19 protein-coding genes are annotated in these 18,776 nt (G+C 73.0%); 7 read left to right on the top strand and 12 right to left on the bottom strand.

Annotated elements, in window-relative coordinates; genetic code table 11:
- Nucleotides 1-12: 12 nt before the first annotated feature.
- The gene (locus ACPPVT_RS06795; protein ID WP_426566252.1) at nucleotides 13-765 is read right to left on the bottom strand and encodes an alpha/beta fold hydrolase; all 753 of its coding nucleotides are present in this window, start codon (nucleotides 763-765) and stop codon (nucleotides 13-15) included.
- Nucleotides 762-1,784, bottom strand: coding sequence for a phosphotransferase family protein (locus tag ACPPVT_RS06800; RefSeq protein ID WP_426566253.1), 1,023 nt, complete (start codon nucleotides 1,782-1,784; stop codon nucleotides 762-764). Before ACPPVT_RS06800 ends, ACPPVT_RS06795 begins: the two co-directional genes overlap by 4 nt.
- Before the next feature lie 47 nt (nucleotides 1,785-1,831).
- Between ACPPVT_RS06800 and ACPPVT_RS06805 the strand changes: the two genes are divergently transcribed.
- Together ACPPVT_RS06805 and ACPPVT_RS06810 are read left to right on the top strand one after the other, a co-directional pair.
- The gene (locus ACPPVT_RS06805) at nucleotides 1,832-2,290 is read left to right on the top strand and encodes an acyl-CoA thioesterase (RefSeq protein ID WP_426566254.1); all 459 of its coding nucleotides are present in this window, start codon (nucleotides 1,832-1,834) and stop codon (nucleotides 2,288-2,290) included.
- On the top strand, nucleotides 2,287-2,931 hold the full coding sequence (locus ACPPVT_RS06810) for a hypothetical protein (RefSeq protein WP_426566255.1): 645 nt from the start codon (nucleotides 2,287-2,289) through the stop codon (nucleotides 2,929-2,931). The genes ACPPVT_RS06805 and ACPPVT_RS06810 overlap by 4 nt, the downstream gene beginning before the upstream one ends.
- A gap of 7 nt (nucleotides 2,932-2,938) precedes the next feature.
- Here the strand turns inward: ACPPVT_RS06810 and ACPPVT_RS06815 are convergent, their stop codons facing one another.
- Both ACPPVT_RS06815 and ACPPVT_RS06820 read right to left on the bottom strand, forming a co-directional pair.
- Complete coding sequence (locus tag ACPPVT_RS06815) at nucleotides 2,939-3,943, bottom strand: hypothetical protein (protein WP_426566256.1); 1,005 nt, start codon at nucleotides 3,941-3,943, stop codon at nucleotides 2,939-2,941.
- Nucleotides 3,944-4,124: 181 nt separating this feature from the next.
- Entirely contained in the window at nucleotides 4,125-4,412 is a 288-nt protein-coding gene (locus ACPPVT_RS06820; protein ID WP_426566257.1) for a DUF1905 domain-containing protein, read from the bottom strand.
- A 75-nt stretch (nucleotides 4,413-4,487) separates the two neighbouring features.
- Here ACPPVT_RS06820 and ACPPVT_RS06825 point away from each other — a divergent pair, with 75 nt between their 5' ends.
- On the top strand, nucleotides 4,488-5,291 hold the full coding sequence (locus ACPPVT_RS06825) for an esterase/lipase family protein (RefSeq protein ID WP_426566258.1): 804 nt from the start codon (nucleotides 4,488-4,490) through the stop codon (nucleotides 5,289-5,291).
- Nucleotides 5,292-5,299: 8 nt separating this feature from the next.
- Here the strand turns inward: ACPPVT_RS06825 and ACPPVT_RS06830 are convergent, their stop codons facing one another.
- From ACPPVT_RS06830 to ACPPVT_RS06840, 3 genes are read right to left on the bottom strand one after another with little or no spacing between them, the layout of a single operon-like run.
- Nucleotides 5,300-6,112, bottom strand: coding sequence for a DUF2705 family protein (locus ACPPVT_RS06830; protein WP_426566259.1), 813 nt, complete (start codon nucleotides 6,110-6,112; stop codon nucleotides 5,300-5,302).
- A complete protein-coding gene (locus ACPPVT_RS06835) occupies nucleotides 6,109-7,023 on the bottom strand; it encodes an ABC transporter ATP-binding protein (RefSeq protein ID WP_426567079.1) in 915 nt (304 codons plus the stop codon). The genes ACPPVT_RS06830 and ACPPVT_RS06835 overlap by 4 nt, the downstream gene beginning before the upstream one ends.
- 11 nt (nucleotides 7,024-7,034) lie before the next feature.
- Nucleotides 7,035-8,210 (bottom strand): sigma-E factor regulatory protein RseB domain-containing protein, encoded by a 1,176-nt coding sequence (locus tag ACPPVT_RS06840; RefSeq protein WP_426566260.1) that lies wholly within the window; start codon nucleotides 8,208-8,210, stop codon nucleotides 7,035-7,037.
- A gap of 180 nt (nucleotides 8,211-8,390) precedes the next feature.
- Here ACPPVT_RS06840 and ACPPVT_RS06845 point away from each other — a divergent pair, with 180 nt between their 5' ends.
- The 4 genes from ACPPVT_RS06845 to ACPPVT_RS06860 all read left to right on the top strand — a co-directional run bounded on the left by ACPPVT_RS06845 (nucleotide 8,391) and on the right by ACPPVT_RS06860 (nucleotide 13,355).
- A complete protein-coding gene (locus ACPPVT_RS06845; protein ID WP_426566261.1) occupies nucleotides 8,391-9,284 on the top strand; it encodes a sigma-70 family RNA polymerase sigma factor in 894 nt (297 codons plus the stop codon).
- Between the two features lie 58 nt (nucleotides 9,285-9,342).
- Nucleotides 9,343-10,491: a lactonase family protein gene (locus ACPPVT_RS06850; RefSeq protein ID WP_426566262.1), complete on the top strand. Its 1,149-nt coding sequence runs from the start codon at nucleotides 9,343-9,345 to the stop codon at nucleotides 10,489-10,491.
- A 101-nt stretch (nucleotides 10,492-10,592) separates the two neighbouring features.
- Nucleotides 10,593-12,779, top strand: coding sequence for a hypothetical protein (locus tag ACPPVT_RS06855; RefSeq protein ID WP_426566263.1), 2,187 nt, complete (start codon nucleotides 10,593-10,595; stop codon nucleotides 12,777-12,779).
- 72 nt (nucleotides 12,780-12,851) lie between these two features.
- Complete coding sequence (locus tag ACPPVT_RS06860; protein ID WP_426566264.1) at nucleotides 12,852-13,355, top strand: protealysin inhibitor emfourin; 504 nt, start codon at nucleotides 12,852-12,854, stop codon at nucleotides 13,353-13,355.
- Here ACPPVT_RS06860 and ACPPVT_RS06865 read toward each other — a convergent pair.
- The 5 genes from ACPPVT_RS06865 to ACPPVT_RS06885 form a co-directional block, all read right to left on the bottom strand.
- The gene (locus tag ACPPVT_RS06865) at nucleotides 13,330-15,018 is read right to left on the bottom strand and encodes a glycoside hydrolase family 13 protein (RefSeq protein WP_426566265.1); all 1,689 of its coding nucleotides are present in this window, start codon (nucleotides 15,016-15,018) and stop codon (nucleotides 13,330-13,332) included. The genes ACPPVT_RS06860 and ACPPVT_RS06865 overlap by 26 nt on opposite strands.
- Before the next feature lie 74 nt (nucleotides 15,019-15,092).
- Nucleotides 15,093-15,482 (bottom strand): globin, encoded by a 390-nt coding sequence (locus tag ACPPVT_RS06870; RefSeq protein WP_426566266.1) that lies wholly within the window; start codon nucleotides 15,480-15,482, stop codon nucleotides 15,093-15,095.
- A 133-nt stretch (nucleotides 15,483-15,615) separates the two neighbouring features.
- Complete coding sequence (locus ACPPVT_RS06875) at nucleotides 15,616-16,635, bottom strand: hypothetical protein (RefSeq protein WP_426566267.1); 1,020 nt, start codon at nucleotides 16,633-16,635, stop codon at nucleotides 15,616-15,618.
- Nucleotides 16,632-17,144 (bottom strand): SigE family RNA polymerase sigma factor, encoded by a 513-nt coding sequence (locus tag ACPPVT_RS06880; RefSeq protein WP_426566268.1) that lies wholly within the window; start codon nucleotides 17,142-17,144, stop codon nucleotides 16,632-16,634. Before ACPPVT_RS06880 ends, ACPPVT_RS06875 begins: the two co-directional genes overlap by 4 nt.
- Before the next feature lie 39 nt (nucleotides 17,145-17,183).
- Nucleotides 17,184-18,725 carry an SDR family oxidoreductase gene (locus tag ACPPVT_RS06885; RefSeq protein WP_426566269.1) on the bottom strand — a complete coding sequence of 514 codons (1,542 nt, stop codon included), beginning with the start codon at nucleotides 18,723-18,725 and terminating at the stop codon, nucleotides 17,184-17,186.
- Between the last annotated feature and the right edge of the window lie 51 nt (nucleotides 18,726-18,776).

An 18,776-nucleotide genomic window follows, 5' to 3' on the forward strand; every position in this document is an offset into this window, starting at 1 on the left:
CGGGCGCGGCGCTCAGGCCAGCTCGGCGAGCAGCAGATAGGTCGTCTGCTCGGGCCGCTCGAGGTTCGGCAGGTGACCGGCCCAGGGCAGCTCGACCAACCGGGCCTGCGGCATGGTGTCGGCCAGGTGCCTGGCCACGTGCTGGAAGTGGTCCAGGTCGTGGCCGGCGCTGAACACCGTGGTCGGTACGTCGATCGTGGCGGCGTCCAACTCCGGCCGAGCCGGGCCGAGGTCGTCCGGGCCAGGCAGCTGGACCTCGAAGTTGCGCCGCTGCATCCGGGCCAGCTCGGCGCGGGTCGACTGGTCGGCGTCCGGGCCGAGCCAGGTCTCGACGTTGAGCTGGACGGCCGCCTCGACGTCACCGGCCTCGAGCAGCGCCTCCTCGGCCTCGCCGAACGCCTCGACGGTTGCCGTCACCGGCAGCCCCGGGTACGCAGTGCAGAGCAGGAGCAGCTGCGACACCCGTTGCGGCGCAACGGTCGCCAGCTCCATGGCGATCCTGCCGCCGTATGACGACCCGATCACCGCAACCTGGTCGATGCCGTGCTCGTCCAGCAGCGCGAGCAGGTCTGTGCTGTCGCTCCAGCCCGACTCGGTGGGCAGCGGGGTCTCGCCGAAGCCGCGCAGGTCGGCACGGACCACCCGGTGCGAGGCGGTCAGAGCCTCCCACTGCGGGTCCCACTGCTCGCGGCCGGCGACGCCGGAGTGCAGCAGCAGCACCGCCGTCCCCGAACCTGCCACGTCGTGGGCCAGCAAGCTGCTCATGATGCCTCCGCGAGCGCGTGACGTCCGGCCCCGACGAGCCTGGGGACCACGGCGCCGATCTGGTCGAACCCCGGACCCACGGTCTGGCCCTGGGTGAAGCGGTAGTGGATCCCTTCCAGGATCACCGCGAGCTTGAAGTAGCCGAACGCGACGTACCACGGCAGCGCCGTGAGATCGAGGCCGGTGGTCGTGGCGTACCGGTGGGCCAGCTGGTCGCCGCTGGGAAACCCGTCGACGGCCGCCGGGGTGTCGTTGATCGGACCCAGCGCCGTCACGGACTTGTTGCCCCAGTACACAAGCAGCAGTCCGAGGTCGGTCAGCGGGTCGCCGAGGGTGGCCATCTCCCAGTCCAGCACGGCCGCCACGTCCCACGTGCCCGGCCGGACCAGCAGGTTGTCCAGCCGGAAGTCACCGTGCACGACGGCCGCTCGCTGCGGCGCCGGCACGTCGGCCGCCAGGGCGTCGTGCAACGCGTCGATGCCGGCGACGTCCCGGCTGCGGCTCGCGGCCAGCTGCTTGCCCCAGCGGGCGACCTGGCGGGTCATGAAGCCCTCTGGGCGGCCGAAGTCGTGCAGCCCCACCGCGTCCGGCTCGACCGAGTGCAGTGCTGACAGCGTGTCCAGCATCCGGTCGGCCAGCGACCCGCGCTCGGCGGCGGGCACCGCCAACAGCTGTTCGCGGCTGCGCAGCACCTGCCCGTCCACCCGCTGCATGAGGTAGAACGGAGCGTCCAGCGGTGAGTCGGTCTCGCACAGCAGCACAGGATCGGGAACCGGCACGGCGCCGCCGCGCAGGGCGCTGATCACCCGGAACTCGCGGCTCATGTCGTGCGCGGTGGCGAGCACGTGACCCAGCGGCGGGCGGCGCAGCACCCAGCGGTGGCTCCCGTCGTCCAGCGTGTACGTGAGGTTGGACCGACCGCCGGCGATCAACTCGGCCGACAGGTCGCCGGCGCGCAGTCCTGGGTGTCGGGCGTCGAGCCACCGGGTGAGCGCGATGACGTCCAGACCACGAGGCACGCAGGCACCGTATCCCAGGCCCGGCAGGGCAGGGCAGGATGTCCGGCATGGCTCGCTACCGCTGTGACTACCCGATGCGCTGGTCCGACATGGACGCCTACGGGCACGTGAACAACGTGCAGTACCTGCGTTTCTTCGAGGACGCGCGGATCGAGGCGTTCGCGGCGCACCGGGCGGGGGACGGCGACAAGAGCCTGCTGGACGCCGGCATCCTCGTGGTGCGGCACGAGATCGAGTACCTCAAGCCGCTGAAGTGGCGCCCCGAGCCGGTGCACATCGACCTGTGGATCACCGAACTCAAGGGCGCCCGGGTCGACGTCGGCTACGAGGTCTACGACGCGCACGAGGGCGAGGAGCGGGTCCGCTACGCGCTGGCCGAGTCCACGCTGGTCGTCTACGACCTGGTCAGCGAGCGGCCACGCCGGATCAGCGCCGCCGACATCGAACGCCTGGACGGGCTGCGCGGGGATCCAGTTCCGTTCCGGATGCGTCGGTCCAGGGCGTGAGCGACCTCCTGCTCCCGGACGAGGACACCGCGGCGGATCTCGCCACCTACCTGGCTCGGGCTCGGCGGGTCGACCCGGACGGCGCCGCTCGGTTGGTCGCCGCCGGGGCGACGCTGGCGGTGTACGTCTCGCCGGTGCACGGCGGCGGCGGACCCACCGTGATAGGGCTGCGCGTGCTCGCGCTCGCCGAACCCGCCACGGCCGACCGGACGGTGCCGATGGCCGCGCTGAGCGACCGGCTGGCCCGGCCGGTCGCCGCGTCCGGTCCGGTCCGGCTGGCGCTGCCGCCGATGGACGCCGCGGACGCCGGCTGGGCGGGGGTCGGCCCTCCGCGCTCGGGCTGGCAGGCGGTCGGCACGGTCGACGCGGCCGCGCTGGGTGACGCGGCGCGGGCCGGCATCGAGGAGATCGCGGCCGGCGCCGGCCAGGGCGCCGGGTCGGCGGTTGTCAGCCGCCTGCGCGCGCTGGTCTGGGGACGGGACATGGTGTCCGTGCCGGGGTTGGCGGCCGGCGCAGCGTTCGCCGTGGAGTCGTTGGGGTTCCTGGGTTCCGACGATCCCGTCACGCTGCACGCGGCCGGTCCGTGGCAGCGGCTGTCCAGTGTCCGCGGGCACGTCCTGGTGCGGCGCTCGATGCTGTAGGACCGGCTCAGCCGAACGGTGGGCTCTGCGCGATGGTCAGCGGGTGTCCGTCCAGTCCGAGACCCACCTGGACGACGTAGCTGCCCCGGGCCCTCGGCAGCGGCACCCACAGGTACGCGACGGTGGAGTCGTTCTCGGTGCTCGACCTGACCAGCGCGCCCATCGTGGTGCCGAGCCAGCTCTTCGGCAGCGGGGTGTCGCCGCTCTCCTGCAGGACCGTCCAGGTCAGGGCAAGATCCTTGCCGCGCAAGCCGATCGTCTGCACGTTCGTGGTCACCAGCACGCCGAGGGTGTCGCCGCGGTGTCCGGACGCGCGCGCATTGCCCAGCAGGCCGATCACCCGGTCGGCCGCCACGTCGGCGGCGACCGGCTGGCCCGCGCTGTCCACCTGCGTCGTCGTCGCGGCCAACCCGACCGCGTTCTTGAGGATCAAGGGCTTGCAGTCGTCCTGGGCGCAGGTCAAGCCGTCGCGAACGCCGGCGCTCACCAGGCTCTGCTGGCCCGCGGTCAGCATGCTGAGCAGCGGTTCGCCCTGCAGCCGGGCGGTCGCCGACCCGGTGGCCGTCGCGTCCGTCGTCGCGCGGGTCGTGGGGCTGGTCGTCGGGCTTGTGCTGGCGCTGGCCGTGGGGCTGGTCGTGGGGCTGGCCGTGGTGGTGACGGTCAGCCGCGAGCGCTGATCCTGCTGCAGCGTGGTCAGCCCGGTCGGCCGAGCGGTGCGGACGAACGCGGCCAGCTGGGCGCCGACCGCGCCCGGTCGCGGCGCCGAGTTCGCGGTGCTGCGGGAGACCGGTTGCGGGATGAGCGCCGGTGCCCGGGTGAGGTACTCGCTCAACGGCATCCGGACGACGCTGAGCACCACCAGGTGCGCCTCGTCCTGCGGGTCCGGGTCGGGCCACAGCGAGACGATGGCCGTGACGGCGGCCGCGACGGCGCCCGCGCCGAGCACGAGCTGCATCGGGCGGGACCACCAGCCCGCCTGCTTCCCCGCGCGCTCGTCGTCGGCACTGGCCATCTCAACCCACTTCCCGCCGCCCACAGTCCTCCGCACCCGGGCCGGCAGGCAAGCCCCGCGCGCGGGTGCCTGCCGTGCACGCTCGCCGGATCGCCTGCCCGGTGTGCGGGCTCGTCGCAGGAACAGAGCCGCCGCGGCCGGCGAAAGTACATGATCTTGGTGTTCGGCGACGGCCCGACGCTCAGACGTCGATGGTGAGCCGGACCGAGACCACGTCACCAAGGGCGAGGCCCTCGGCGGTCCGGACCCGGTCCTTCAGCGGCACCACGTACCGACCGTCCTTGGGCCACAACGAGGTCGTCCAGTCGGTGGCACCGATCCGCACGGCCACTGGGATCATGCCCCAGCCGTAGCTGACCAGCGCCGAGGCGGCCTCCAGCTCGGCGCACTCCTCGTCAGGCACGCTGACGAAGTGGTAGGGGGCCGGCCCCCTCCAGTGCCAGATCTCGCCGCTGAACTCCAGGTCCACCGGGTCAGGATAGGGCTCGACGTACGCTGCGGAAGTGGCGCAACGGGACCCGGGGCAGGCGTTCGAGGACGTTCCGTGAGTCCGGCACGTCGGCGGGCGTTGGTCGCGCTCGGTGCCGCGCTCGTCCTGGTCGTCGGGGTCGTCGTCGGGGCCGGGTTGCGTGCCCGCGAGTCGACGTCCGACGCGGTGTCGCAGAGCCGCCCGGGCGCAGTGCTCCTGGTCCCCGGGTACGGCGGGAGCACGTCGTCGCTGCAGACGCTGGCGGACGCGCTCACCGCGTCCGGTCGCCGCACGGTCGTCGTCCAGCTGCCGGGGGACGGCACCGGCGACCTGCGCGCCCAGGCGGCCGCCGTCAAGGCAGCGGCCGACGGGGCGATCGTGGCCGGCGCGCCCAGCGTCGACGTCGTCGGGTACTCGGCCGGCGGTGTGGTGGCGCGGATCTGGGCCGCTGACCTGGGCGGGGCGGCGCAGGCCCGGCGGATCGTCACGCTCGGGTCGCCGCACCACGGTACCGAGCTGGCGGGGCTGGGCTCGGCCCTGGCGCCCGGGGCGTGCCCGCTCGCCTGCCGGCAGCTCGTGCCGGGCAGCGACGTGCTGACCGGCCTGCCCGAGACGCCGTCCGGGCCGGTCTGGACCAGCCTGTGGACGACCCAGGACCAGACCGTCGTCCCGCCGGACTCGGCCCGCCTCGAGGGCGCGCTGGACATCGAGGTCCAGAGCATCTGCCCCGACGCCTCGGTGCAGCACGGCCAGCTGCCCCGCGACCCGCTGGTCATCGGCCTGGTCGAGCAGGCCCTCGACGTGGCGCCGATGACCCAGGCCCCGGCGCCGTCGCGGTGCGCCGCGCTCCGCGCGAGGGGTGGCGCGGGCTCGACCTGAGCGGACCGTCAGCTCGTGATGTCGCGGGTGGCGAAGTTGGCCCACGCGGCGCCAAGCAGGACGACGACGTACGCGGTCTGCACCAGGACGCCGCGCTCGACGTCGTGCCAGAGCACCGGATCGCGGAACAGGTCCACCCAGGCGAGCCAGTACCGGGTCGGCAGGTAGTCCCGGACACCGCCGGCGGCGTCCAGCGCGACCAGCACACTGCTGGCCACGAGCGCCGCGAGTCCGCCGAGCGCTGCGGCCAGCGGTGAGTCGGTGAGCGTCGACAGCAGCAGGGACACGGCCGCCACCCCGACCATCGACCAGCCGATGTAGAGCACCATCAGCGCGGTGCGCCAGGCCAGCGCGCTGGTGGTCAGGGTGGTGCCGGACAGCGTCGTGGTGGTGGCCGAGCTCGAGGTGCCGAGCAGGCTGACCCCGGCGACGTAGCCGGTCACCGCGACTGCGAGCACGCTGACGAGGGTGAACACCAGGATCGAGACCAGCTTGGCCACCAGCAGGCGCGTCCGTCCGACCGGCCGGACGAGCAGGTAGCGCAGGGTCCCCGCGGTCGCTTCGCCGGCGACCGCCTCACCGGCAACCACGGCGACTGCGATGGGCAGGAAGAAGGGCAGCACGATGCCGAGGGCAGCCGCCGGGTAGAGCGCACCGTTGCCGAGCACCGCCGACAGGAACGTCGGCCCCTGGCCGGGTCGCGGGCCGATCTTGGTCAGCGCGAGGAACACCGCCACGATCGCCGGCAGCAGGCAGAGCATCGCGATCGTCGTCCAGGTGCGGGGCCGGGCCAGCTGACGGCGCAGCTCCATCACGATCACGAGGTCAGCTCCAGCACCGTCTGCTCGAGGGTGCGCCGCTCCGGCGCCGCCTCGAGCACGCCGATGCCGTCCCGGACCAGCCGGGCGGTCACCTCGGCCACCGTCGTCCCCTCGAGCACCAGCCGCCCGTTCGAGTCGCCGGCGACCTGCGCGCCGAGCAGCCGGCGCGCGGCCGCGGTGTCGTCCACCCGGACGAGGGTCCGCCCGGTGGGGCCGCGCAGCGCGTCCAGGTCGTCCTGGGCGACGAGCCGACCGCGGTGCAGCACCCCGACCCGCGTGCAGGTCCGCTCGACCTCGGCGAGCAGGTGGCTGGACAGGAAGATGGTGGTGCCGGCCTCGTTGAGCGAGACCAGCAGCTCGCGCACCTCATAGATACCCTGCGGGTCCAGCCCGTTCGTCGGCTCGTCCAGCACCAGCAGGCGCGGCGATCGCACCAGGGCCTGCGCCAGCCCTAGGCGTTGTCGCATGCCGAGGGAGTAGGTGCGGACCGGACGGCGTCCGATGTCCGCGAGTCCGACCCGCTCGAGGGCCTCGTCGACCCGACGACGGCGGGTCCGGCGCGAGCCCGTGCCGGGGGCGGCCGGTGCGTCGCCGGGGCCGGTGGGGCCGGCCGAGTCGAGCAGCCGCAGGTTGGCCCGACCCGACAGGTAGGGGTAGGCGGCCGGACCCTCCACCAGCGCGCCCACCTCGCCGAGCACCTCGCGGGCCTGCCGAGGAACGGAGTGCCCGAGCAGCTCGACCTCGCCGCTGGTGGCGAAGACCAGCCCGAGCAGGATGCGCACCGTCGTGGTCTTGCCCGAGCCGTTTGGTCCGAGGAAGCCGTAGCGCTCGCCCTGGTGCACCGTGAGGCTCACCGAGTCCACGGCCGTGATCCGGCCGAACCGCTTGGTCAGGTTCCGGGTCGTGATGATCGGTTCGCCGGTCACTGCAGGCGCCGCGGGGGAGGGGAGGCCAGCAGCTCCTGCGCGGCGGACCGGAGCAGGTCGGGACCGACCAGCCCGGCGATCAGGTACCCGTGCCGGAAGTCGTCGCCCTGGGCCACCACGACATCCAGCAGGCTGGTGCTCACCTCGGCAACCGTCCCGCCCGGCACCTGGGAGGTGGGGCTGCCGGCGGACGTGGCGTTCGCGATCACGTCTCGAACGGTCCGGCCGGGCAGTGGCAGGAGGGCGAACCGCACCAGCCCAGTGCCGTACGAGGCGGTGCCTTGCAGCAGCGAGCGGGTGGCCGGCAGGCCGGCCAGCGTGTCGGGCAGCAGCCAGGGGGCGCGCTGGTCGATGGTCGCGGCGAGGTCCGGGGCGGTGCGCACGTCGTGCTTGGCGCCGAGTGCGAGCGGGGGCGTGACGTCCCGGGCGTGCTGGGCACCCAGCCGGACGTCGTCCAGTTCCGTGTCGAGTGCGAGCGCCCCGCGGCGGTCGACGACCTGCACCCGCAGCGGCAGGGCGCTGGCCCGGTCCACCCACACGTCGGCCTGCCCGATGGTGCTGACCTGGTCGGCGGGTTCGATCCGGACGCCGTCCGCGAGCCGCCCCGCCACCCGGCTGCCGCCCAGCCCGGTGACCCGGTCGGCCCTCCCGACGGCGGAAAGCAGGCGGTGTGCGACGGCCGGCGCGGTCAGATCGTCCGGGCGGGGCAGTCGAGCGCCGGGTTCGCCGACGGTGGTCGCGAGCTCGTGCCGCTCGTAGTCCCAGCTCACGACGCCGTCGTACGTGCCGTAGGTGTCCTGCTCACCGGTCGGGCTGAGCACCTGCACGCGCCACCGTTCGGGGCTGTCCCACCAGACCCTCGCGCGGGTTGTGCCGCCGAGGAGGTCGGCGACGTCGCCCAGGCCGGGGATGTCCGGCAGCCCCAGGGTGCCGCGGCTTTGGCTGGATGCGCTGTAGGGCACGTCGACCGCGAGCGCGCGCCGGACGAGCTCCTGCGGCCCCTGCCCGGCGGTGCCGTTCGGACCGGACAGCAGGTCCACCGCGCGCGGGCCGGACGTCGCGAGCAGCGACGTCAGCACGGCGCAGGCGCCGACGGCGGCCCAGCGCCGCCGGGCACTGCCGCTGACGACGGACATCACCGAGTAGACGAACGGGGAGGGCAGATGGTTCACATGGTGGAACCTGAGGATCCGGTCCCTACGATCAAGGTCGACAGGGGAGGGTCACATGAGGTACTTGGTCGTCGTCCCCGACGGACCGTTCGCCGAGTCCAAGGATCGTGAGCTACTCGGAGCTGGTCGTGCGGCGTCCGGTGCTGGACGGGCCGCTGGACGGGTGCGCCGAGGAGAGTCGTGACGCCGCTGCTCAGAGGCCGAGCCGGCCCTGCCCGTCGGCGGCCGCTGGACGAGGAGTCCGCCCGATGGCTGCACGAGCTCGCGGGCGACGGCCGCCAGCGCGAGGAGGCCGTCCGCCGGCTGCACGCCCTGCTGGTCCGGGTGTCCACCCGGGAGGTGCACCGGCGCGGCCACCGGCTGGACCTGTCCGGTCCCGAGCTGGACGACATCGCCTACCAGGCGGCGGCGGACGCGACGATCGCGGTGACCGCCAAGCTGAGCCAGTTCCGCGGGGAGAGCCGGTTCACCACGTGGGCCTACGCGTTCGCGGTGTTCGAGGTCTCGGCCAAGGTCGCCCGGCACTTCTGGGCGCGCCCCGGTGCCCGGCTGGCGGATGAGCAGTGGGCGCAGCTGCCGGCCCGGTTCGGCTTCCAGCCCGACCAGGAGGCGCAGTGGCGCGAGCTGCTGGCCGCGCTGCGTCGGGCGGTGGAGCAGCAGCTCACCGAACGCCAGCGGCGGGTGTTCGTGGCCGTGGTGCTGAACGACGAGCCCATGGACACCTTGGCGCTGGAGCTCAGCACCAGCCGGAACGCGCTCTACAAGACCCTGTTCGACGCGCGTCGCAAGCTGCGCGCCGCGCTCGTCGCCGACGGCCACCTGGCGAGCCCTACCGAGGAGGCCGTGAGTGGATGGTCCGCCCTCGAGCGCTTCCTGCGCACCGACCCGCACGACGTGGGGTGCGACGAGGCGATGAAGGTCATGCACCTCTACGTCGAGCTGGTGACCGCCGACCCGCAGCACGCTCGGCAGCAGTTCGCCGGGCTGGCCGCGCACCTGGAGGCGTGCGGGCCGTGCGGTGAGGACTTCGACGGGCTGCTGGCCGCGGTGAGGAAAGTTCCGGACGAGAGGTAAGACGGGCGCGTCCGCGGACGCCAACGAGGTATCCATCCGATCCTCGTGAGGAGCTCCCATGAAGACCCTCGTTCGACTCGCCGGCGCAGCGACCGTCTCGCTGGCCGCCGTCGCCGCCGTCGCCGGGCCCGCCGTCGCCGCCCCGGCGTCGACGAGCCCGACGTCGTCCCACCGCGCAGCCGGAGCCGTCTTCGTCCAGTCCGACGACCCGGACGCGAACACCGTGGTCGCCTATGCGCGGCGTGCGGACGGCACCCTGCGCCAGGCCGGGACGTACCGCACCGGCGGACGTGGCGGCGTGCTGGACGGCTCGGTCGTCGACCACCTCGCCTCCCAGGGCTCCCTCGCCCTGGACAAGGCGCACGGTCTGCTGCTCGCGGTGAACGCGGGCAGCAACTCGGTCACCGTCTTCGCCGTGCACGGCGACCGGCTCGCGCGTCGGCAGGTGATCGCTTCCGGCGGTGAGTTCCCGGTCAGCCTGAGCGTGCGCGGGGACCTCGTGTACGTGCTGAACGCGCGTGGCGGCGGCTCGGTGCAGGGCTACCGGCTGAACGGCGGGCGGCTGCACCGGGTGAATGCCTGGCACCGCGACCTCGGGCTCGACCCGAGCGCCACTCCCGAGTTCACCCACACGCCCGGCCAGGCAGCGATCACGCCCGACGGACGGGCCCTGGTGGTGACGACGAAGGCCAACGGCAGCGCGTTCGAGGTCTTCCGGCTGGCCGCGAGCGGGGCGCCGTCCGCGCAGCCTGTGCTCACCCCGGACCCGGATGCAGTGCCGTTCGCGATGACGTTCGACCACCACGGCCGGGTCGTGGTGGCCGAGGCCGGTACCAACGCGGTTGCCACGTTCCGGGTCGAGCGCGACGGCACGCTCACGCTGCTCGGTCGGGCTGCGACCGGTCAGGCAGCGACCTGCTGGATCGTCCGCAGCGGGCGGAACCTGTACGCCTCCAACGCCGGCAGCGCCACGGTGAGCGGGTTCCGGATCGAGGGTCCCGGCGCGCTGGTCCTGCTCGGCAACACCAGCACGGGTGGCGGCACCGTCGACGCGGCAACGACCTCGAACGGCCGGTACCTGTACGTGCAGACCGGCGCAGCAGGCGGGGTCGACGCTTTCCGGGTCGCTTCGGACGGCGGCCTGCGCCCGCTCGGGTCGGTCCTGGTTCCCGGCGCGGCGGGTGGCGAGGGGATCGTCGCATCCTGACCGGCGCGCCCCGGGCAGGGCAGGATCCGGCTCAGCCGGATCCTGCCCTGCCTCGCTAGACTCCAGGCGGCTGCCGTCGGGGCAGCCCAGGGGAGCCCATCATGGATGGTCGACCACCAGCAGTCCCCACGCCGGAGGCGGACGGCTTCGCCGCTGACGTCTCGGCCGCGTTGGCGCAGACCCTGGCCAGCCCCGATCTGCGTGCGGCGTTCCCGGATCCCACCCGCCTGACCGCCCGGGTCCTGGAGCACGTCCCCGACTTGTCCCAGCAGCAGCGCGCCGAGCGGGCGGCCGTGGAGTCAGCGCTCGCCAACCTGGCTGCGGCCAGGTCCCGCGAGCGGCGATGGCTCACAGTGCTCCGGGTCGTCTTCGGACTGCCGCTCACGTTCTGCCTGGTCTACGCGCTCATCGGGTTGTACGGGGCGTTCTACGCGAAGGCGGGCCTCCGCCTGGGCTGGGATCCCACTGGCGCGATCCTGCTGCCGGGCGACGCCAAGGAGGACCTTGCCGGCGACGCGCTCAGCACGCTCTTCGCGTTCTGGTTCCTGATGGCCGTGATCGCCGGGGTCTACACCTTCGCCGCTCGTCGCATCCGACGACCTGCGCACCGCTGCGCGGCCGCCGTGCAGCAGCTGGAGTCTGTCGCGCGGGCCGCGCTTCAGCTGCGGGTGGAAGGGTTGGCCCGACGGCTGGCCAACAGCGAGGAGTTCATCACCGTCCGGTCCGTGGTGAGCCTGACCACGACCACGGCCCCGCAGCTCGTCGAACAGGACTATGCGAAGGACACGATCCCGGGGCGCACCCAGCTCGAGGTCGAGGATCTCATCCGCGAGCACCGTACGACCGCCATCGGCATCGCCGGGCCGCGCGGGGTCGGCAAGACGACCATCATGCGCCGACTGCCCAGCGACCTGCCCGACCACGTCGTGGTCTACGTACCCGTGCCGGTGTACTACTCCGCGGCGGACTTCGTCCACCACGTGCACGTCCAGGTGGCGCAGGCGGTGCGGGACAGCCAGCCACCCGAGCCCCCCGCGAGCCGGGGTCGGCTGCGCCGAGCGGCGCCGGGCATCGGGATCGCGGTCGCGTTCCTGCTGCTGCTCGGTGCAGTCGACCTGATCATGCCGGACGACCCGTTCGCGTTCGTCCTGCCGCACGACGTCTCGAACGGCCTCCTGGTGCTGATGGCCTCGATCGCGGTCCTCGTGTCGGTCCCGTTGGGGCTGCGGTGGTGGGACGAGGAGGTCCGCGAACGCGCCGAGCAGGGCAGCCCCGGGTCGGCGCGCCAGCTCGCCGAACGCCAGCTGCGGTGGCTGACGTACCGCAGCACCCTGCAGACCAGCCACAGGTGGTCGCTGCCGCTGGCCAAGGCGACGTTCGAGAGCAGCACCGGACGCACTGTCGAGGAGCGCGAGCTGTCCCACCCGGACGCCGTCGACGCGTTTCGCAGGTTCGCGCGCGAGTACGGGCAGCTCGACGGTGTGCAGCCGCTCGTGGTGACGGTCGACGAGCTCGACAAGATCTCCGACCCGCAGAAGGCCGTCGAGCTCGTCAACGGTGCCAAGGACCTGCTGCACATCGACGGCACGCACTTCGTCGTGTCGGTGTCCGAGGAGGCCCTCGCCGGTTACGCGTTGCGCGGGCTGGAGGTGCGCGACGTCTTCGACTCCACGTTCGACGTCGTGCTGGAGGTCAAGCCGTTGAGTGCCCACGACTCGCTCGCCCTGCTGGAACGTCGGGTGCTGGACTTCCCGGTACCGGTGGGTCTGCTCTGCCACTGCGTCTCGGGAGGACTCCCCAGGGACCTCATCCGCAGCGCGCGGTTCTGCGTCGGAATACGCCGGGCCGACACGTCGCCGGTGGGCATCGCGGACCTGGCCGGCGCGTTGACCCGCAGCGAGCTGATCGGTGCACTGGACGCCGCACTGCGGACGGGGTCGAACCACGTCGGCTCAGACCAGCTGCTCGCGCTGCGCGACGTCCTGGAGGCCGGCCCCCGGCTGGAAGCGTCCACGGTAAGAGACGTGCTGGGACGCCTGGCCGGCGACCGTGCCGCGGTGCTGGACGTCTACGCTGCGTTCCTCGCGACCACCTACGAGTACTTCGCGACGCCGCGTGACAGCGACCAGTGGACCGCGCTGATCGACGACGGGAGGGCCGCTGGCTTCGCGACCGCGTTGGCGTCGGTGCAACGCACGATCCCGGTCTCTGCCTCTGCGGCCGCCGCGCGGCTGGACACGGCGAGGAGGACCTTTGATCTGTCCGCCTCGGCCACCGCGGTCACCTGAACCCCTGAGGTCCACCGATATCGGGTGGAACCGGACGGCGTCTGCCGGCGTCCCATCACCATGCGACTCGACGTGAGAGCCACGCCACCGCTGGCCCGTCTGGCCGCCGCGCTCCTCGGCGGTGCACTGCTGGTCGGCGCCAGTGCGTGCGGCTCCGAGCAGCCCTCTGGCACGGCAGGCTCGACGCCCGCGAGCCTGCCCGCGACGTCCGGCAACCAGCCAGGCGGGCTGGCCTCACCGGTCGTGCTGATCCGCACCGGGGGGATCGCCGGCATGAACGACGCGCTGGTGCTGATGCCGGACGGCACCTACACGGTCACCCGCAAGAACCAGGACCCGGTCACCCGCCGCGCCGACGCCGGCCAGCTCAGGGCCATCGCGGACGCCGTGCAGGGCGCGAACCTTTCCAAGCTGCCGCCGAGCACGCCGGACACCACCACCAGCGACCAGATCAGCTACCGGCTCAGTGTCGGTTCGCGCACCTACCAGATCGCCGGGACTCAGACTCCGGACGAGGTGCGGCCGCTGCTGGACGAGCTCGGCGCGCTGTTCAGCGCGCCGGCAACCACACCGTGACGTCGGCCGGCAGCCCGGCGGACAGGTCCACCGGCACGCTGGTCAGCAGGGGCTGCGCGCCATCGGGCAGCGGCACCGTCGTCCGGCCGGTGTTGGCCAGGACCAGCACGTCATCGTTGCGCAGCGCGACGACCTGCTCGGGGTAGCCGTCGACCCAGCTGAGCTCGCCCTCGCCCAGCCGGTGCTCGCGGCGCAGCCGCAGCGCCCCGCGGTAGGTCTCGTACGTCGAGCCCGGGACGGTGCGCTGGGCGTCCAGCGCGAGGCCGGCCCAGCTGGACGGCTGTGGCAGCCAGGCGTTGTGGCTGGGTCCGAAGCCGAAGGAGGGCGAGTCCCCGGCCCACGGCATCGGCACCCGGCAGCCGTCGCGGCCGCGGTGCTCGTGGCTCGAGCGCGCCCAGGTCGGGTCCTGCCGGACGTCGTCCGGCAGGGTCGTGTGCTCGGGTAGGCCGAGCTCCTCGCCCTGGTACAGGTAGCAGCTGCCGGGCAGTGCGAGCATCAGCATGGTGGCCGCCCGGGCGCGGCGCAGGCCGACCTCGTGGTTGGGCTGGGAGTCCGCCAGCCCGATGCCGTTGGGGAGCGCGGTGCCCGCTTCGAAACCGAAGCGGGTCACATGCCGGAGCACGTCGTGGTTGCTCAGCACCCAGGTCGCCGGGGCACCCACCGAACCCATCGCCTCGAGGGACTCGGTGATCACCTCGCGCAGCGCCGGACCCTCCCACGCGGTGACCAGGTAGGGGAAGTTGAACGACTGGTGCAGCTCGTCGGGTCGCACGTAGTCGGCGATCCGGGCCGCGGGGGTGACCCACGCCTCGGCGACGAGCACCCGGTCGCCCGCGTACTGGGCGACCACCTGGTGCCACTCGCGGTAGATGTCGTGCACACCCGGCTGGTCCCAGTAGGGCGGGCGGGAGAACCTCGAGTCGGTGCCCTCGAGCATCTCCGGCTCGTGCTCCCAGTCCGGCAGGCCCTCAGCCTTGACCAGGCCGTGCGCGACGTCGATCCGGAAGCCGTCGACGCCATGGTCCAACCAGAACCGCAGCACCGAGACGAACTCCTCGTGCACCTGCGGGTTCGTCCAGTCCAGGTCCGGCTGCTTGACGTCGAACAGGTGCAGGTACCACTGCCCGGGGCTGCCGTCCGCCTCGGCGACCCGAGTCCAGGCCGGGCCGCCGAAGACCGACCGCCAGCGGTTCGGCGGCAGCTCGCCGTGCTCGCCGAGGCCGTCGCGGAAGAGATAGCGGGCGCGTTGCTCGCTGCCCGGTCCGGCCGCCAGCGCGGCCTGGAACCAGTCGTGCTCGTCGCTGGTGTGGTTCGGCACGATGTCGACGATCACCCGCAGGCCGAGCTCGTGCGCCCGCGCGACCAGCGCGTCGGCGTCCGCGAGGTCACCGAACACCGGGTCCACCGCGCGGTAGTCGGACACGTCGTACCCAGCGTCCGCCTGCGGCGAGCGGTAGAACGGCGAGAGCCACAGCGCGTCCACGCCGAGCTCGACCAGGTGCGGCAGGCGAGCCGTGATGCCCGGCAGGTCGCCGATGCCGTCGCCGTCCGAGTCGGCGAAGGAGCGTGGGTAGACCTGGTAGATCACGGCGCTGCGCCACCACTCGTGGCCCGGGGCGGTGAGCGGGTGGTCGGCGCGCTTGGTGAGGGGCTCAGAAGTCACCGAAACAGGCTACGACCTCACGGCGCCGAAGGTGAAAGCGCTTGTCCACTCCGTGGTCGAGTCGGGCGGGCCGTTCAGCCGGGGGTGTTGACCAGGGAGTGCGCGGCCCGCTCGAGGTAGTCCCACAGGATCGCCTCGTGCACCGGGGCCAGCGCGACCTCGTCGATGGCCTCGCGCATGTGGTGCAGCCAGCGGTCGCGCATCTGCACGGTCACCGCGAACGGGTGGTGCCGCATCCGCAGGCGGGGGTGTCCGCGTTGGTCGCTGTAGCTGGTCGGGCCGCCCCAGTACTGCTCCAGGAACATCCGGAACCGGACCTCAGCCGGTCCGAGGTCGGCCTCGGGGTAGAGGGCGCGGAGCTCGGGGTCGCCGGACACGCCCTGGTAGAAGCTGTGCACGAGCCGGACGAAGGTGTCGTGCCCGCCCACCTCCTCGTAGAAGGTGACCTGCTGCTGCTCGCTCACCCCGCCAGTCTCTCAAACCCGCCCGCCCCCTCCCCGCCGCCCCCGCACCCAGGCTTGCTCCACCCCGCCTACTTTGCTCCAGCAGAACCGCTTGTTGCACGGAGCAAAGCGGGTTGGGGGGAGCAAGCCTGGGTCAGCGTGCGGAGACGCCGACCTCGACCAGAGCCCCCGGATCGGCGTCCCTGACCTCCAGGCGGAGCCGCTGCTCCGCGGACGGTCGCGGGGTCAGGTCGACCGTCCGGCTCACTCGCTGGTCCACCGGGCAGTCCACCGTCTGTTGCTCGCCGTCCCCGAGGTCCGCGACGAGCTGCTGGCGCCCGATGCAGTACACCAGCAGGTGCACGGAGCGCTTGTCCGCCATGGCGATCTCGGCGCCGTTCAGGACCTCGTTGCCGGCCGGCGTCTCGGCGCTGCTGTCCGCCGTCCCCGAGGCGTACAGCCAGCCGTTCGAGAGCGCGAACGAGTTCATGAACGTGTAGCCCTTCGGCGCCGCCCGCAGCGGCGACAGGTCGATGACGTCGTCGCCGCCCAGCAACGCGACCGAGAACGTGGACCCTGCCGGCACCGGCCGGTCGAACCTAGCCTGCAGCCGCAGCGTCGCGCCGGCCTTCAGGTCGACGGTGCCCAGGATGTCGCTGTCGGCCGGCTCACCGTCGGGTGCGCAGGTAATGGAGGCCGGGGCGGGCGCCTCGTCGTCTCCCAAGAACTCGGCTGTCACGATGACCGCCGTGTTCTCGTCCAGCACGGCGCCCTTCAGTGCGGCGCACCGGACGACGATCGCACCGCCCGTGCCGGCCGGAAACGTGACCAGCTTGGCCGGGGTCTCGCCGTACGTGCCGGTGAGCTCGGCGACGACGTCCTGCCCGCGGTAGAGCAGGGGCAGCGGCGCGAGCGCCGCGGTTGCGGTGGACGGTGTGGACGATGTCGCCGGGGTGAGCGGCGAGCGGCCGCCGCCGGCGCTCACGTTCGCGGCGACGGCGACGGCGGTAACGACGGCCAGCACCCCCACGCCGGCGGCGGCCGCGGCCCGAGTGCGCTGGCGGCGCTGGACCCGGGCGCGGACCCCCGCCAGCCGCGCGGAGGACGCCGCGTCGTACGGCGCGCTGGACGCCTCGTCGAGCGCGGCGCGCAGCTCCTCGGTGCTCAGGCTCATGACAGCTCCTCGATCTCGACGCCCTGGCCGGCGGTGGACTCGGCGAGGGCTGGGGACACGCGCAAATGGGCGAGCGCCTTGGACGTCTGGGACTTCACGGTGCCGACGCTGACGTCGAGGACGTCGGCGGTCTGGGCCTCGGTGAGGTCCTCGAAGTAGCGCAGGACGATGACCGCGCGTTGGCGTCGCGGGAGCCGGGCCAGCGCGTCCAACAGCCCGGTTCGGATGGCGACCGCCTCACCGTGGTCGGCGGAGGCGACGTCCGGCAGGGTCTCGGTGGGGCGTTCGCCGTTCCAGCGCCGGCGCCACCAGGTGGCGAAGGTGTTGACGATCACCTTGCGCACGTAGGCGTCCGGCTGCGTCTGGATCCGGCCCCAGGCCGGCCACGCCTTGGCCAGCGCCGTCTGCACGAGGTCCTCGGCCAGCGCGTGGTCGCGGGTCAGCAGGTACGCCGTCCGGTGCAGCGCGTCGCCACGGGCCACCACGTAGGCCTCGAAGCCTGCGTCCACGTCGCCTCCGGGCTGCTGCGAGCTCTCGGTCGGAGCCCTTCAGCCCTGACGACCACCCAGGGTGCCCGGAAGGTTGCCCGACCGGCGCCATTTCGCCGCGGATTCATCCGCCTGGTTCGCCGCAGCCTCGGCGGCTGCCGCGATGCCGCGCTGCATGCCGCCGAAGACGATGCCGTGGAAGGGCTTGACCGCCAACCAGTAGGCCTGCCCGGCCAGCCCACGCGGGGCGAAGATGGCGCGCTGCCGGAAGGTCGAGCCGCCGTCCGGGTCGTCGCCGGCGATGAGCTCGAGCCAGGCCAGGCCGGGCACCCGCATCTCGGCGCGCAGTCGCAGCAGCGACAGGTCGTCGAGCTCCTCGACCCGCCACCAGTCGAGGGCGTCGCCGACCGCCAGGTCGTAGGGGTTGCGGCGACCGCGGCGTAGGCCGGGGCCGCCGCTGATCCGGTCCAGCACGCCGCGGGCCCACCAGCCCAGAGGCCAGCTGTACCAACCGTTCCGGCCGCCGATGCCCTCGATCACCGACCACAGCGAGACGCGGTCGGCGGCCACGCGAACGCTGCGGTCGTCGACGTAGAGGGTGCCGCCGGCCCAGTCCGGGTCGGTGGGTAGCGGGTCGCTCGGGGCCCCGGGCGTACTGGCCGATGACCAGGTCGTCGCCACGTCGTACGCCTGTACCTTCGCCAGCGCCAGCTCGACGGCCTGGTCGAAGCCGACCAGCCCCTCCGGCGGGTCCGGCACGTACTCGGCCACGTCGTGCTCCTTGCAGACCACCTCGTGCACCAGCGACTCGACCAGTGGCCGGGCGATGCTGTTCGGCACGGGAGTCACGAGACCGACCCAGTGGCTGGACAGCCTGGGCGTCAGCACGTTGACCCCCCAGATCGAGCGGCGCGGCAGCCCGGCCACGTTCGCGTACCGGCGCATCATCTGCCGGTAGGTCAGCACGTCCGGCCCGCCGATGTCGAAACCGCGGCTGACGTCGTCCGGCAGGTCGGCGGCGCGGACCAGGTACCTCAGGACGTCCCGGACGGCGATCGGCTGGATGCGGTTGTCCACCCAGCGCGGGGTGAGCATCACCGGCAGCCGCTCGGTCAGGTACCGCAGCATCTCGAAGGACGCCGAACCCGAGCCGAGGATCACTGCGGCGCGCAGTACCGCAGTCGGCACGCCGGAGTCGAGCAGGATCTCCCCGACCTCCTTTCGCGAGTCCAGGTGTGGCGAGAGGTCCGCGACGTCCGGGTAGAGACCGCCGAGGTAGACCAGCCGACCTGCGCCGCCCGAGCGCGCACCACGGACGAAGGCGCGGGCCAGGTCACGGTCGCGGCGCTCGAAGGACTTGCCGCTGCCCAGGCTGTGCACCAGGTAGTACGCGACGTCGGCCCCCGCGACGGCCCGCCGGACGGCGTCCGGGTCGCCGACGTCGCCGGGCACGATCTCGACGTCCTGGCTCCACGGCTGGTCGCGCAGCTTGCTCGGCGTGCGGACCAGACAGCGGACGGCGAAGCCGGCAGCCAGCAGCTCGGGCACCAGGCGGCCGCCGATGTACCCGGTGGCGCCGGTCACGAGGGCGATGCGAGCCATGGCTCAACCTTGCCCGCCGAGCGCTATCGCCGCAGTGCACGCCCCGCTTGC

This window comes from Angustibacter sp. McL0619 (assembly GCF_049994355.1).
GTDB lineage: Bacteria > Actinomycetota > Actinomycetes > Actinomycetales > Angustibacteraceae > Angustibacter.

Coding starts and splice junctions, on each gene's coding strand:
- ACPPVT_RS06795 (WP_426566252.1), bottom strand. CDS start 765: ATGAGCAGCTTGCTGGCCCACGACGTGGCAGGTTCGGGGACGGCGGTG.
- ACPPVT_RS06805 (WP_426566254.1), top strand. CDS start 1,832: ATGGCTCGCTACCGCTGTGACTACCCGATGCGCTGGTCCGACATGGAC.
- ACPPVT_RS06815 (WP_426566256.1), bottom strand. CDS start 3,943: ATGGCCAGTGCCGACGACGAGCGCGCGGGGAAGCAGGCGGGCTGGTGG.
- ACPPVT_RS06850 (WP_426566262.1), top strand. CDS start 9,343: ATGAAGACCCTCGTTCGACTCGCCGGCGCAGCGACCGTCTCGCTGGCC.
- ACPPVT_RS06855 (WP_426566263.1), top strand. CDS start 10,593: ATGGATGGTCGACCACCAGCAGTCCCCACGCCGGAGGCGGACGGCTTC.
- ACPPVT_RS06875 (WP_426566267.1), bottom strand. CDS start 16,635: ATGAGCCTGAGCACCGAGGAGCTGCGCGCCGCGCTCGACGAGGCGTCC.
- ACPPVT_RS06885 (WP_426566269.1), bottom strand. CDS start 18,725: ATGGCTCGCATCGCCCTCGTGACCGGCGCCACCGGGTACATCGGCGGC.